Below are 14,245 nucleotides of genomic sequence, written 5' to 3' on the forward strand. Positions count from 1 at the left end.
ATGGGCTCATCCAAGGTGATTGTGGCTATAAACAAGGACCCGGAAGCCAATATCTTCAAGGTGGCCGATTACGGGATCGTGGGGGACCTGTTTGAAGTGGTGCCCCTGCTCACACGGGAGTTCAGAAAGCTCCTCGGGAAGGAAAAAGAGTGTTAAAGAGCTAATCCTGTAGATTAGATAACGCGACAGAATCCCATTATACAGGAGGTTTAGTTCCATGAGTGTTCCCGTCAATTCTCCCATGGTAGGCAAACTGATCTCGGTTGATGTCAAATTAGGCGATCAGGTCAAGGAAAACGATCCCGTGGCTACCATCGAGGCCATGAAAATGTACGTTAAAATTTACGCCCCGGCCAGCGGTGTAGTCAAAGAGATTAAGGCCAACCCGGGCGATGTGGTTAATCCCGATACGGTAATTTTAACTTTAGAGTAAGGTAAGGGCTTATACAATTGTATCAGACTTGTTATTGCTGCAGTTTAAAAGCAGTCCATCAAGGAGAGAGGCCTTCTAATTGAGGTTAAGAAGGCCCTCTCCCATCCTGTTCCGGGCCTTTTTACTCCGGTGATAACACAACAAGAGAAAGCTTTGAAAATACCGCAAAATTCAAAAACTAAAAAATATTAACCAGGTTCATACATGAATAAAATTTAAAAATACAGGCAGAAGGGAGGGAAGTTCCAGGGATACCATTTTGCAGTTCTCCGGCGGCCTTAATCACCAAACAATTATTTCAAGGAGGTATTATGGTGGTGTCTTTCAGGAACAGGTTTAGGGTTTTGTTAGCAGTCACGCTGGCCATTTTGCTGGTTCTGGCCGTGGCCGGGTGCGGCGGCCAGGGAGGCGGTAAAGTGCAGCGGTTGTCCATTGCCACCGGCAGTACCGGGGGAACCTACTATCCTTATGGCGGCGCCATGGCGGGAATAATTAACAAGCACGTTCAGGGCGTTGAGGCTACGGCCGAAGTTACCGGTGCCTCCGTGGAAAACGCCCGCCTGCTGGACAGCAACGAGGCACAAATTGCACTGATGATGAACGACGTTGTTTACCACGCCATCAAGGGAGAGCAGGCTTTTAACAAGCCCATCGAGTTGCGTACCCTGTTTGCCATGTACCCCCACTTTTTCCACGTAGTGACGTTGAAAGACAGCAAAGTTAATTCCATGGCCGACTTGAAGGGCAAAAAAGTTTCCGTAGGAGCGCCGGGTAGCGGCACCGAGACCATGGCCAACCAGGTGTTAAACGCCCTCGGCCTGAGTTACGACCAGTTCCAGGTATTCCGTTTGTCCTTTACCGAAAATACTGAAGCCTTGCGGGATAAGGTAATTGACGTGGGCATATGGTCGGTCGGCCCTCCCACGTCCTCCATCATGGATCTCGCCACCACGCACCAGATCAAGCTTTTGAGCTTCAGCAAGGAAGAGATGGCTAAGGTCTACGAGAAGTACCCCTACTACGGTGAGATGAAGCTGGAGGCCGGGACCTACAAAGGCGTCGACGAGGAAATAACGGCCCCGTCGGTATGGAACAGCGTGATGGTACACAAGAACATGTCCGAAGACTTGGCCTACAAGATTGTCAAAGCTATTTTTGAAAACAAAGAAGAAATCGTCCAGGTGTACTCCGGTGCCAAGTACACCACCCCCGAAAATTCCATCCAAAACGCCGTGGCGCCCCTGCACCCCGGTGCGGTGAAATACTTTAAAGAAATTGGGTTGGAAGTTCCCCAGCACCTCATTCCCCCGGAGATGAAGTAGTTTGATTAAAGCCGGTAAATGTAAGGTTTGGGTGCTCGTGCCAAGCCTCTTCTTGATTTTTGCGTTGCTGGTGCCGGTGTTGGTTCTGCTGGGTTATCATATGGCCTCGCGACCACATATGCTGCTGGTGCGTGAGGTTAATTCAGGCCGTGAGTTACGGGTGGGCTACATCAACCAGGGGGAGAAGTTTGAGATTCGTTACATGCACTCCGTCGACCGCCTGCCCGTGTACGAAGAGTTCCAATTAATCAATGGCGAACTGGTTCTCACCGGCACCAGGTTCCTTTCTTTCGGAGCGGGGTTGGGGTACGCTGGCGAGGGACTTTTGCGCGGCGAAGGCAAGTGGAACATCATCGAGGGCATGTACCGGCGAGTGGATTCCCTGCCGTTGAGAGTAGGTACCATTGCCGACCACACCTTGCTTTACCGTGGGCGGGAAATTCACCTGGGCGACCACTTTGATGGGCAGGCGCTGGTGCGTATCGAAGTAAAATAGTTTTATTTGGAAAGGAGGAGCGCACTATGAGTGATCCCGCATTGAGCCCCAGCGGGGAAAGAAGGAAAAGGGATTTTCTAACTCCCCTTGCCATCACGGCCGTATCCCTGATCCTGACCTTCTTTCACCTTTATACTGCAGGTGTATCTATGCTTACGGCCTGGATACAAAGGGACATCCACCTGGTTTTGATCCTTATTATAGTATTCCTGGCACTACCGGCACGCAGGGGCGGTGAACGGAACCGGGCCACCATTCTGGACTGGGTTCTTATTGCTTTAGCCCTGGCGTCGGGATCTTATATCGTGGTAAATTACCAGGACATCGTGCAGCGGTTGGGTGCGCCCAACACCGCCGACATTGTTTTCGGTATTATTATGATCGGTTTAATCCTGGAGGCTACCCGCCGGGCTACCGGGTGGGTGCTGGTGATCATTGCCGGCACGTTTTTGCTTTATAACTTTATCGGGCCCTATATCCCGGGATTGCTGGGCCATAAGGGCTACTCCGTAAGCCGTGTTGTCTCCCAGATGTACCTGACCACCGAGGGGATATTTGGTGTGCCCCTGGGGGTTTCGGCCAGTTATATTTTCCTGTTCATTTTCCTGACCTCCATGCTGGAAAAACTGGGCATGGGCGATTTCCTGCTCAGACTGGCCATGGCCCTGATGGGCCGCTTTGCCGGGGGACCGGCCAAAACGGCCGTGCTGGCCAGCGGCTTCATGGGCTCCATTTCGGGCAGCGCGGTGGCCAACGTGGTGGGTACCGGTACCTTTACCATACCCCTCATGAAGCGCAATGGCTACAAGCCGCACTTTGCCGGGGCGGTGGAAGCCTGTGCCTCCTCCGGCGGGCAGCTCATGCCGCCCATTATGGGTGCGGCGGCCTTCATCATCGCGGAATTCCTGGGTATTCCCTATATCAACGTGGTGGTGGCGGCGATCATACCGGCGCTATTGTATTACCTGTGCGTTCTCTTCGGCGTCCACTTTGAAGCCTGCCGGCTGGGCTTAACCGGGCTGCCCAGGGAACAGCTGCCCAATGCCTGGAAGGTGTTAAGGGAGGGCGGCCATTTCCTGATCCCCCTGGTCGTCCTGGTCTATTTCCTGGCTGTGCTCCAGTACACACCCGTTCGCTCCGGATTTTACGCCATTATCGCCATGTTCATTGTCTCCTTCTTTAATAAGGAGACCCGGATAAACTGGTCGCGCTTTAAAGAAGGAGCCGTGGCGGCTGCGCAAAATACGTGTACCGTGGCCCTGGCCTGTGCTGCGGCAGGCCTGGTGATCGGCAGTATCAATATCACGGGTGCCGGGTTGAAGATCTCCTCGTTCATTGTCGCCCTTTCCGCCGGCACCCTGTGGCTCGCGCTTTTGATGACCGCCGTGGTGGCCCTGATCATGGGCATGGGCCTGCCTACCACCGCCGCATACATCGTGACCGGCACCATGGCCGCGCCGGCGCTGATCAAGCTGGGCGTGCTGCCCCTGGCTGCCCACCTGTTCGTCTTCTACTTTGCCATTATTTCCGCTATTACTCCGCCGGTGGCCCTGGCGGCCTATGCCGCGGCGGGTATTGCCAAGGACGATCCCATGAGAATAGGTTTCACGGCCTGTAAAATTGGCCTGGCCGCCTTTATCGTGCCCTTCATGTTTGCCTACGAGCCGACCCTGATCGCAGAAGGCGACTTCTGGCACATTGCCTGGGCCGTACTAACGGCCATCATCGGGGTAATGGCCCTGGCCGGGAGTACCATTGGCTTTGTGGTGCGGGCGGCCAGCGTGCCGGAGAGAGCCATGCTGCTGGCCGGTTCCCTGATGACCCTTTATCCGGGTATATACACAGATATCATCGGCTTAATCTTGATTGCTTTGGCCCTCGGTGCCAACATTATCAAGGGGAAAAAGCTGGTCGGGAAAGTTTCGGCCCAGAGCTTTATACCGTGATTATGCACACAACCCTGGCAGGTTGCAAATAAACCGGAGGTTAAAGATAAGGTTCCCCACCAGTGGGGGCCTTAGTTTTTTTGCCGCCCTTATCTTGCGGTTGGGCGCTGGTAAATGTTACAATATACCGTAGCATAACGCCGGGGGTTGTCCCTCGTGCTCCGGTGCTCCTGGCCGGCCTCCCCCCGGTTTAAACTTCGGCGATTTATTTAACGTGAACTTGTAATCATAAACAACGAAAAATGGAGGGACTATTTATTGCGTCTGACCAGGCGTCTTGCGGCCATTGCCGCCTATGTACCACCGGGGGCAGTGGTGGCGGATATTGGGACTGATCATGCCCTGTTGCCCATCTATCTGGTGGAGAAGGGTATCTGTCCCAAAGCGGTGGCTACCGAATTGAATGCCGGGCCTTACCGCAGCGCCCGTACAGCGGTTCACCTGCAGGGCCTGGACGGTAAAATTGATGTGCGCCAGGGTGACGGCCTGCGCCCCCTTTTACCCGTGGAAGCGCAAGTGATTGTGCTGGCCGGCCTGGGGGGTAACACCATCCGGCAGATTCTGGCCGCTGCCCCGGAGGTGCTGGCCGCCGTCAGGCGGCTGATCCTGCAGCCCATGGTGGATGCGGGGGATCTGCGGTTGTGGTTGGTGGAAGAGGGCTGGCGCCTGGTTGATGAAACGCTGGTAGAAGAGGACGGCCATTTGTATGTGATTGTGGTGGCCGAACCCGGCCTGGAAAAAGTAACGGATCCTTTTACGCTGGAGATCGGCCCGCGCCTGGTAGAAAAGAAACACCCGCTCCTTCCCGCTTACCTGAACAAATTAATGGCGGAGTACCAGCGTGTTCTAAAGGCCCTGGCCCGCAGCCGTAGTCCCCGGGCTAAGGACAAGTCCCTTGAACTTTCGGCCAAGCTGGCCCGGTTGAAGGAGGTGTTAATGAAGTGTCAGTGACTGGTGCAAACATTGCCGCCATCATTGAGGAGATGGCTCCCCTGGAGCTGGCGGAACCATGGGATAACCCCGGCTGGCAGTTGGGGGATCCGGGGGCTCCGGTCCGGCGCATACTGCTCTGCCTGGACGTAAATGAGGCGGTATGCCGGGAAGCCCTGGAAAGGGATGTTCAGCTGATTGTGGCTCACCACCCCCTGTTTTTTAAAGAGCTGAAGCAAATCCGGATGGACCGGCCCGGTGGAGCACTGGTGGCCGGCCTCATCCGCGCCGGTGTTTCCGTTTATGCCGCCCACACCAATCTGGACCGCTGTCGCGGTGGAGTAAATGACGTCCTGGCCCGGCGCTTGCGGTTGCAGGATATCCAGGTACTGAGTCCCGGAAAGGAACAATACTTGAAACTGGTGGTTTTTGTGCCCCTGGATCACGTGGATGCGGTGCGCTCGGCCATCGGGGCAGCCGGGGCCGGGTGGATTGGGAATTACAGTGATTGCACCTTTGGGGTGGAGGGAACAGGTACGTTCAGGCCCCTGGAAGGGACCAATCCCTATATCGGCCGGCAGGGCCGTCTTGAGCAGGTAAGGGAGGTCCGGCTGGAAACCATCGTCCCCCAGAGGCTGGTGGAGCGGGTGGTGCGGGCCATGCTGGAGGTCCATCCCTACGAGGAGGTGGCCTACGATCTCTATCCCCTGGCCAACCAGGTCACCCCTTCCAGCGGCCTGGGCAGGATGGGCGTGCTACCGGAGTCGTTGCCCCTGGAGGACTTTGTTATTCGGGTAAAAGAAACCCTCCAGTTACCCGCGCTACGCTGGGGAGGAGAGAAAGGACGTCCGGTTAAGCGGGTGGCCCTTTGTGGCGGTTCCGGTGGTGATCTCTGGCCCAGGGCCCTGGCGCTTAACGCGGACGTCTTCGTGACGGGAGATATCGGCTATCATACCGCCCGGGATATGCTTACGGCGGGGTTGGCTTTTGTGGATGCCGGTCACTTTGGTACCGAAAGGGTAATCCTGCCGGTCCTGCAGGAATACTTACACCATGCCTGCCAGGAAAGGGGTCTGGCTGTAGAGTGCTTGCTTAGCAATGCGGAAGGGGATCCTTATTTCTTCTTATCTTAGTGACTCTTGGCGCGCCGATGGGTTGCTGCCCGGTTGCCACTTACCGGTGCTACACGTTAGCTCAGGATAACACTGTTCCTTTCTGAACCACGAGCACATTATATTTACGGCCTACTAATGTATGGCCAGAATCCGGTGACCAGATGGTTGCCGGATTTTTGTGTTTTTAAAAGCATCTTACGGATATGGCTTGTTAATCAAGCCATATCCAGCCTGACGGGAAAAATGGGTGGATTATTGAACTGTTTGCCTCACAATTATGTGTGTTATAATAGGGGAAACATGGCAACTTATAAACACCCATGAAGTTGTCAGGTATCTTTTAGAAAAATTCTTGGGAGTGGTCTGATGAATAACCAGTTAAAGTTGTGGGAAAGGTGGCAGGTAACTGAAGAGGAATGGAACGACTGGCACTGGCACCTGGAGCATCGCATTACCACCGTGGATGAGCTGACCCGGTTTATTAAACTTACTGCCGGTGAAATGAAGAACATTGCAGCCTGCCTGAAAAAATTTCGCATGGCCATAACGCCCTACTATGCCGGCTTAATGGATCCGGTCGATCATAAATGCCCCATACGGCTCCAGGCCGTACCGCAACCCGAAGAACTGCAAACGGTGCCCGGGGATATGCGCGACCCCCTTCATGAGGAAGCCGATTCACCGGTGCCCGGACTGACGCACCGTTACCCCGACCGGGTGCTCCTTTTGGTCACCGATTGTTGTTTTATGTACTGCCGGCACTGTACCCGCAGGCGGCTGACCGGCCAGCGGGACCGGCCCTTGCCCAAATCCCACCTGGACAGGGCCATTGCCTATATCCAGAACAATCCGCGCGTTCGAGACGTGGTGATTTCCGGTGGGGACCCTCTCACCTTAACGGATGAGCAACTGGAATACATTCTGCGCAAATTGCGGGCCATTCACCACGTGGAAATTATCCGCATTGGCACCCGCGTTCCCGTGGTTCTGCCCCAGCGCATAACTCCGGAACTCTGTGCCATGCTGGAAAAATATCACCCCCTGTGGATTAATACCCATTTCAATCACCCCCGCGAAATAACCCCCCAGGCAGCCAGTGCCTGTGCCCGCCTGGCCGGTGCCGGTATCCCCCTGGGTAACCAGGCGGTACTTTTACGGGGGGTAAACGACCGGCCGGACGTCATGCTCCAATTGGTGCATAAGTTGCTGCAAATCAGGGTGCGCCCCTATTACCTGTACCAGTGCGATCTCTCCGAAGGAATCGGCCATTTCCGCACGCCGGTAAGCACCGGGATAGAAATTATTGAAAGTCTGCGCGGTCATACCAGCGGGCTGGCCGTCCCCACCTTTGTCATTGACGCTCCGGGAGGAGGCGGCAAAATACCCCTGGGGCCGAACTACGTCTTATCCCAGGGGCAGGGGAAGATAGTCCTGCGCAACTTTGAGGGAAACATCCACGTCTATACGGAACCTGGCTGGGAGGAAAAGAGATACGCCGGCAAGGGCGCGGGAGTGGCCGGATTATTACAGGGAAAGGCGGTTACCTTCCAGGCAAACAAGGAGAGCAGGGTGGCCCAGGTCAAAGGGGGTACTTGACTTGGGTGACCGGATGATCAGGCATTATGGACCGGATTTTGGGGTGTCGGCCCGTTTGGACCAAACCAGCGAACGGATCTGGGTAACTGATTATGAGGCGGGGAATCCGGCGGCACTGCGCAGCTTTCTTAAAAAGCTGGCTTTAAGGCGGGGCATGGGTAAAATTATCTTTCCGGTCAAATCCGGGGATTTGCTCAAAATCCAGGGTGGCGGGTTTCATGTGGAAGGTATGATCGATGGTTATTTTCAAGGGGAGAATGCCTATTTCCTGGCAGCCTTCCTCAGGGCAGAGCGGAGAGACTCCAGGGTTTTAAACCAGGAACAAAAAGTGCTCCAGGAGATACTGGCCAGCAAAAAGGACTGGCGGGGTAGTTTGCCGCCGGGATTCACCCTGCGCCAGGCAGGAGGGGATGACATATTCCCCATGGCCAGGTTGTTCAAAAAGGTTTTCCGCAGCTACCCCACGCCGGTATATGATCCCTTTTACCTGGCCTGCTCCATGAAAAAGGGAGATCTTTTCATGGTTGTTTATCACGGTGACCGGTTGGCGAGCGTGGCGGCAGCCGAAATTCAATGGGAGCACCGCAGGGCCGAACTGACCAACTGTGCCACCGATCCCGCCTACCGGGGTATGGGTTTGAATAGCCTTTTGCTTTTGCACCTCGAAAAACAGTGCCTGGAACGCAATATTAACTGTCTTTACAGCCTGGCCCGGGCCTCGTCTTACGGAATGAACCTGGTCCTTCACCGCCTGGGTTATGTCTTCCGGGGTACGCTCATCAACAACTGCCACATTGATGGCGGGTTTGAAAACATGAATATCTGGGTTAGACCGGTGGAATAAGAATCGGATGAAAAAAGGAGGACTTAAAGTGGGAAAAAATAAGTGGCTTTCTTTGTTACTGGGTTTTGTCTTTGCGCTGGCCATCCTGGCCGGCTGCAGTTCCAGTGGTGGTACGGAACAGGAGCCTGCCTTTACCTACGCCATGTCCGGGCAGTACCGTCCTTTTAACTACTTCGACGAAAACAACCAGCTCACCGGGTTTGACGTGGAAATTGGCCGGGCCCTGGCTGAAAAGATGGGCATGAAGCCCGTGCCCATTGCTACACCCTGGGAAGGATTGATCAGCGGCTTAAAGGCGAAAAAGTACGATGCCATCCTTGGCAGTATGACCATCACGCCGGAAAGGCAAAAGCAGGTGGACTTTTCCGATCCCTATTACGTTTCCGGCCCCCAACTCTTTGTGCGCGGCGATTCCTATATTAAGGGTATCCAGGACATAAAAAGCAACACGCCCGTGGGTGTGCTGATCTCCAGTGTTTACGACCAGGAAGCCCGGAAATATACCAAAAACATCAAGAACTACACCAGTGATGTGACCGCCCTGCAGGATCTGGCCCGGGGACGGGTGGAAGCGGTAATTACCGACCGGTTTGTGGGTACAATTGCCGCCCGCGAGCAAAAGCTGGACATCAAGCCGGTGGGAGATCTGCTTTTTGTTGAAAACGTGGGCATAGCCTTTCGCAAGGGCGACCCGCTGCGGGAAAAGGTAAATCAAGCGCTGGAAGAAATCAAGGCTGACGGGACCTACCTGGCCATCAGCAAGAAATACTTCGGCACCGATATAAGTAAGTAGTGTTGTTTTTACTCCGGTGCGCTGCCCGGATAGACATCACTTGCGGGAGGACGCAAAATGGACTTCTTACACTACCTGGTAACCTCCATACCCTTTTTTATCCGGGCTGCTGCGGTTACGGTGGAACTTACCGCTACCGCCCTGGCCATGGGCATGGTTATTGGACTGGTGTTTGCCCTCATGAAAATATCCGGGCGCAGATTCTGGCGTTATATCGCCGACACGTATATTACCGTCATTCGCGGCACCCCCCTCATTGTACAGCTCTTTGCCATTTATTTTGGCCTGGCTACCATTGTGGACTTTGGCAGCTTCTGGTCGGCGGCCATCGCTCTGGCCGTGCATAACGGCGCTTACATTGCGGAGATTTTTCGCGGCGGTATTCAATCCATTGACCGGGGACAAATGGAGGCCGCCCGTTCCCTGGGCATGAGCTACGGCCTGGCCATGCGCCGCGTTATATTACCCCAGGCCTTTAAGCGGGTCGTACCTCCTTTAGGCAACCAGTTTATTATCGGTTTAAAGGATTCATCGCTGGCCGCCTTCGTAACTATGAAAGAGTTGTTTGGTGTTTCCATGCAATTGGCTTCCACCCACTTTGCGGAGCTGCAATTTTATACCATCGCCGGCCTGTATTACCTGGCCCTGGTTGTTCTCTTTACCTTCCTGGTCAACCGCCTGGAACGCCGTTTGAAAGTAGAAAGTTAAGGGGGAAGGGGAAATGAGCCTGGTCAAGGTGCGCAATCTCAATAAGTGGTTTGGTCGCCTGCATGCCCTCAAGGACGTCAACCTGGAGGTGCGGGAGGGGGAGGTGGCGGTGCTGATCGGGGCCAGCGGTTCCGGCAAAAGCACGCTGCTGCGCTGCTTGAATTTCCTGGAACGGCCCGAACAGGGCCAGGTTATATTTGACGGTAAAGTGATTGATCCCCGGCAGGATGACCTCAATCTTTTACGCCGGGAGGTAGGCATGGTCTTCCAGCATTTTAACCTTTTTCCCCATATGAGCGTGCTGGAAAATATTATCGAAGCACCGGTCATGGTGAAAAAGGTGCCCAGGGGAAAAGCCATAGAAGAAGCACTGGCCCTGTTGCACAAGGTGGGGCTGGCCGATAAGGTGGACGCCTACCCCTGTCAGCTTTCCGGCGGGCAGCAGCAGAGGGTGGCCATTGCCCGTGCCCTGGCCATGCATCCCCGGTTGATGCTTTTTGATGAGCCCACTTCAGCCCTGGATCCGGAGCTGGTGGGGGAAGTGCTGGCGGTGATGAAGCAACTGGCCCGGGAAGGCATGACCATGGTCGTGGTGACCCACGAAATGGGCTTTGCCCGGGAGGTAGCGGACCGGGTAATCTTTATGGATGAAGGGCGGATTGTGGAAGAAGGAGAACCGGCCCAGATTTTCAGCCGGCCACAAAAGAGCCGCACCAGGGATTTCTTGAGCAGGGTCCTGTGAAATTTCACTTCATTCCCCACCACCTTCATAGAAAAACTCCCTTTGCAGGCCAATTTGCGAAAGGGGGTTTTTCTTTGTTTAATTAACTTTTTAAAAAATCCCCGACCAGTCATATCTTTCCTGCCGGAAAAATACCTTTGTTATAAACTTGTCCCGGGAGTGATCCGGCATGGAGACGTTTCTCAATAAGATGGTGTTGATTTATTTTACGGCTCTGGGCATTCTGCTGGGGGCATCGCTGGTAGGATCCCTGGCTGCCGTTCTGGTTCGGGAACCGCCGGTGATCACCATGCTTAAACTGGCCCGGGATATTAAGATCTGGGCCATTGCCGCCGCCATCGGGGGCACCTTTTCTACCTTTGAAATCTTTGAAAGCGGGCTTTTCCAGGGAGAGGTGCGTGCGGTGATCAAGCAGCTTTTTTACATCGTCAGTGCCCTGGCCGGCACTCAGACGGCCCATTACCTGATTCTGGCCCTGTGCGGAGGTAATAAATGAAAGCTCGCTTGCTGGCGGCCTTGTTAATTGGAATGCTTTCAGGCGGTGCCCTGGTTAATGCCCTGCTGGGACAGCAGGTAGACCGGTTGACCCTGGTCAACAACGAGCTGCAGGAAAAGCTGGCGGCCACGGAAAAGGAATTGCAGCAGGTAAAAGAAAATTTGGCCAGCCGCCGTCCTCAAACCATTACTGCCCTGGAGGTTAACGTCACGCTGGTCCAGGAAAAGGAAATACCCGGGTTGGATCAGGCCAGGGCCCGCCTGGTTATAGAAAATCACGTGCGGGAATGGCTGCATCCTTTACTGGGGCAGGAGTTGAGCCGTCTGGATCACCTGCTGATCCCCCGGGTGGTGGACCGGCGCCAGGTGGATGTAGACGGGAGAAAGTATGTGCTGGGAGTAAAACTGGTGGTAGTGGCAGAGCGGACAATTATTTACCTGGAAGCGTTGCCCCAAAAGAACGTCTATGCCCCCGGGATGTCCCCGCAATAAAAAGCTTATCCTTACCCTGTAGGGTATTCTATTTTTGTCTATCTAATGTCCGCTGTTAAATCTTCCTCCCTGAAAAAAAGAGACACCTCCCTAAAAACCTCCCTAAAAAGCTGAGTTATCCCCACTTTCCAACTACCCTGTTTTGGCTCCCGCTCGCTCCGGTGAGCCTCGCGGGCCAAACTAGTGCTCGGCTCAAAGCTCCGGCAGGCTTCCGGCAAATTCGGCATCCTGCCTCAGTTGCCGGCCTCGGGCATCCATGCCCTCGGGCCTGCCTTCGCTTTTCGCCTCGCCAAGTTTGGCTGGCCGCTCGGCTCAAGTCGCTCGCTTCCGAGCCAAAACAGGGGCTTTAAAAAACTGGGGATACTTCAGCCCTAAAAAGGTATTGACAGAGCGGGTGGCGCGTGCTAATCTAGAATCACCAATACCCCTACGGGTACCCGTTGCAACAACCAGTGACTTTTTATCTTAATCTTGAAGTTTAATTTAAATGTATATCTTTGGAAGCGGAAGTCGTCCCTCTCACTTCGGTGCTCCAAACAGGACGAAAACCCGGGTTGTTCAAAAATTTTAAAGGGGGGTAACAGATGTCTTTGTTATCACGGCGGGATTTTATCAAGCGCACCCTGGCGGCAGGCGTAGCTTCCGGGCTGGTGCTTTCCGGGTTGGGGAAGGCAGCCGAAGGTGCCACCATTACCCCCCGGGGGACCTTCTATGATTTAACGAAATGTGACGGCTGCAAGGGATTGAAGGTACCCCGGTGTGTTAGCGCCTGCCGGGAGGAAAACAGTTTCAAGTTTCCAAAACCAGCCGAACACATCGAATACTACTGGCCCCAAAAGAAAAAAGAAGACTGGCAGGATAAAAAGGACCTGACTACCCGCCTGACGCCCTATAACTGGACCTTTGTGCAGCATGTGCAGGTAAAACATAATGGCCGCACGGTGGACGTATTTATCCCCAGAAGATGTATGCACTGCGACAATCCTCCCTGTGCCAACCTCTGTCCCTTTGGGGCTCAGGGCAAGACCCCCGAGGGTCCGGTGATCATCAACCCCAATCTCTGCCTGGGGGGTGCCAAGTGCCGGGATGTTTGTCCCTGGGGAATACCCGCCCGGCAGGCAGGGGTGGGACTGTACATGAAGTTAGCCCCCAGGTACGTGGGAGGCGGGGTAATGTACAAGTGCGACCTGTGCTACCACCGGGTAAAGGAAGGGAAAATCCCGGCCTGCGTGGAGGCCTGCCCCAGGGGTGCCATTGCCTTTGGCGATAAGGAAGAAATGCGGGCTTTGGCCTGGAAACGGGCCCGGGAAATTGGCGGTTATGTTTACGGGGATAAGGAAAATGGCGGGACATCCACCTTTTACGTTTCGCCGGTGCCTTTTGAACTCATTCATGAACAATTGCTGGCCCAAAAGAAGAAGCAGCCCAATCCCACTGCTCCGGGATTTCCCGGCATGCCGGTGGGGGTGGGGAACTTCCTGGATTCGGTCAACGGTATTGCCGGTGCTTTGCTGGTGGCCCCGCTGGCGGGAACCTTCGCAGCCGGCTATGCGGCCTACAGGACAATGAAGGGGGAGGAAGACCATGGCGGATAAGATTCTGGTACGGGAAAACAAGGTGCGCCGCCACAATGTATCGGTGCTGTTTGTCCACTGGGCCGTGGCCATTTCCACCATCCTGCTTATTTTCAGCGGTTTCGGTCAGATGCCCATGTACCGGCGCTATATGGTCTATAAGATTCCGGGCCTGGGGTGGTCGGCAGATTTCTCGGTAACCCTGTACATGCACTATGTGGCCGCAGCGGTGTTGATGTTTGCGGTAGCTTACCACATTGTTTTTCACGTCCTGCGCAAGGAATACGGCATCTTGCCCAGGAAAGGCGACCTGAAAGAGTCTTATATGATCATCAAGGCTATGCTTACCGGTGGCAAGGAGCCTCCCAGCGACAAGTTTCTGGCCGAGCAAAGACTGGCCTATGCTTACATTGGCTTCTGGCTTCTGGTTATCATTGTCACCGGGATCATCAAGGTATTGAAAAATCTGCCGGGCATTAATTTCACGGGTAACACCATGATCTGGGTCACCGATATACACACTTTTGCCACCTTTATGTTGATTTTCGGCATTCTGGCCCACCTGGCGGCTTTCCTTTTCAAAGCCAACAGGCCCCTTTTGCGGGGTATGTTTACCGGCAAGGTGGACCTGGAATACGTGAAGCACCGGCATCCCCTGTGGTATGATCGCATGGTTAAAAAGCAGGCCAAATCTCCAGACTCCCGGGAACGGGCGGCTAATTTACCACAGGACATGACGGTTTAATGCTGGCCAGCAAA

At 54.5% G+C, this 14,245-nt stretch carries 15 protein-coding genes and 1 pseudogene; all 16 read left to right on the forward strand.

The window, feature by feature from the left end:
• Positions 1-156: pseudogene (locus tag D7024_RS04480) on the forward strand (electron transfer flavoprotein subunit alpha/FixB family protein); the annotation flags it as partial.
• Positions 157-217: 61 nt separating this feature from the next.
• Positions 218-433, forward strand: a complete 216-nt coding sequence (locus D7024_RS04485) for a biotin/lipoyl-containing protein (protein ID WP_121450708.1) — start codon at positions 218-220, stop codon at positions 431-433.
• A 344-nt stretch (positions 434-777) separates the two neighbouring features.
• Positions 778-1,755 carry a TAXI family TRAP transporter solute-binding subunit gene (locus tag D7024_RS04490; RefSeq protein WP_165859266.1) on the forward strand — a complete coding sequence of 326 codons (978 nt, stop codon included), beginning with the start codon at positions 778-780 and terminating at the stop codon, positions 1,753-1,755.
• A gap of 1 nt (position 1,756) precedes the next feature.
• The gene (locus tag D7024_RS04495) at positions 1,757-2,251 is read left to right on the forward strand and encodes a DUF1850 domain-containing protein (protein ID WP_121450710.1); all 495 of its coding nucleotides are present in this window, start codon (positions 1,757-1,759) and stop codon (positions 2,249-2,251) included.
• A gap of 26 nt (positions 2,252-2,277) precedes the next feature.
• Positions 2,278-4,197: a TRAP transporter permease gene (locus D7024_RS04500; RefSeq protein WP_121450711.1), complete on the forward strand. Its 1,920-nt coding sequence runs from the start codon at positions 2,278-2,280 to the stop codon at positions 4,195-4,197.
• Positions 4,198-4,455: 258 nt separating this feature from the next.
• Positions 4,456-5,148, forward strand: a complete 693-nt coding sequence (locus D7024_RS04505; RefSeq protein WP_121450712.1) for a tRNA (adenine(22)-N(1))-methyltransferase — start codon at positions 4,456-4,458, stop codon at positions 5,146-5,148.
• A complete protein-coding gene (locus tag D7024_RS04510) occupies positions 5,139-6,260 on the forward strand; it encodes a Nif3-like dinuclear metal center hexameric protein (protein WP_121450713.1) in 1,122 nt (373 codons plus the stop codon). The genes D7024_RS04505 and D7024_RS04510 overlap by 10 nt, the downstream gene beginning before the upstream one ends.
• 348 nt (positions 6,261-6,608) lie before the next feature.
• The gene (gene kamA, locus D7024_RS04515; RefSeq protein WP_121450714.1) at positions 6,609-7,838 is read left to right on the forward strand and encodes a lysine 2,3-aminomutase; all 1,230 of its coding nucleotides are present in this window, start codon (positions 6,609-6,611) and stop codon (positions 7,836-7,838) included.
• A gap of 1 nt (position 7,839) precedes the next feature.
• Positions 7,840-8,682 carry a putative beta-lysine N-acetyltransferase gene (gene ablB / locus D7024_RS04520; RefSeq protein ID WP_121450715.1) on the forward strand — a complete coding sequence of 281 codons (843 nt, stop codon included), beginning with the start codon at positions 7,840-7,842 and terminating at the stop codon, positions 8,680-8,682.
• A gap of 28 nt (positions 8,683-8,710) precedes the next feature.
• Entirely contained in the window at positions 8,711-9,475 is a 765-nt protein-coding gene (locus tag D7024_RS04525) for an ABC transporter substrate-binding protein (RefSeq protein WP_121450716.1), read from the forward strand.
• Between the two features lie 57 nt (positions 9,476-9,532).
• Complete coding sequence (locus D7024_RS04530; RefSeq protein ID WP_121450717.1) at positions 9,533-10,183, forward strand: amino acid ABC transporter permease; 651 nt, start codon at positions 9,533-9,535, stop codon at positions 10,181-10,183.
• A 19-nt stretch (positions 10,184-10,202) separates the two neighbouring features.
• A complete protein-coding gene (locus D7024_RS04535; RefSeq protein ID WP_165859392.1) occupies positions 10,203-10,925 on the forward strand; it encodes an amino acid ABC transporter ATP-binding protein in 723 nt (240 codons plus the stop codon).
• A gap of 169 nt (positions 10,926-11,094) precedes the next feature.
• Positions 11,095-11,421: a YtrH family sporulation protein gene (locus D7024_RS04540; protein ID WP_072866966.1), complete on the forward strand. Its 327-nt coding sequence runs from the start codon at positions 11,095-11,097 to the stop codon at positions 11,419-11,421.
• The gene (locus D7024_RS04545; RefSeq protein ID WP_121450719.1) at positions 11,418-11,912 is read left to right on the forward strand and encodes a sporulation membrane protein YtrI; all 495 of its coding nucleotides are present in this window, start codon (positions 11,418-11,420) and stop codon (positions 11,910-11,912) included. The genes D7024_RS04540 and D7024_RS04545 overlap by 4 nt, the downstream gene beginning before the upstream one ends.
• 584 nt (positions 11,913-12,496) lie before the next feature.
• Entirely contained in the window at positions 12,497-13,507 is a 1,011-nt protein-coding gene (locus D7024_RS04555) for a 4Fe-4S dicluster domain-containing protein (protein ID WP_121450721.1), read from the forward strand.
• The gene (locus tag D7024_RS04560; RefSeq protein ID WP_121450722.1) at positions 13,497-14,231 is read left to right on the forward strand and encodes a formate dehydrogenase subunit gamma; all 735 of its coding nucleotides are present in this window, start codon (positions 13,497-13,499) and stop codon (positions 14,229-14,231) included. Before D7024_RS04555 ends, D7024_RS04560 begins: the two co-directional genes overlap by 11 nt.
• Positions 14,232-14,245 lie beyond the last annotated feature (14 nt).

This window comes from Desulfofundulus salinus (assembly GCF_003627965.1).
Lineage (GTDB): Bacteria > Bacillota > Desulfotomaculia > Desulfotomaculales > Desulfovirgulaceae > Desulfofundulus > Desulfofundulus salinus.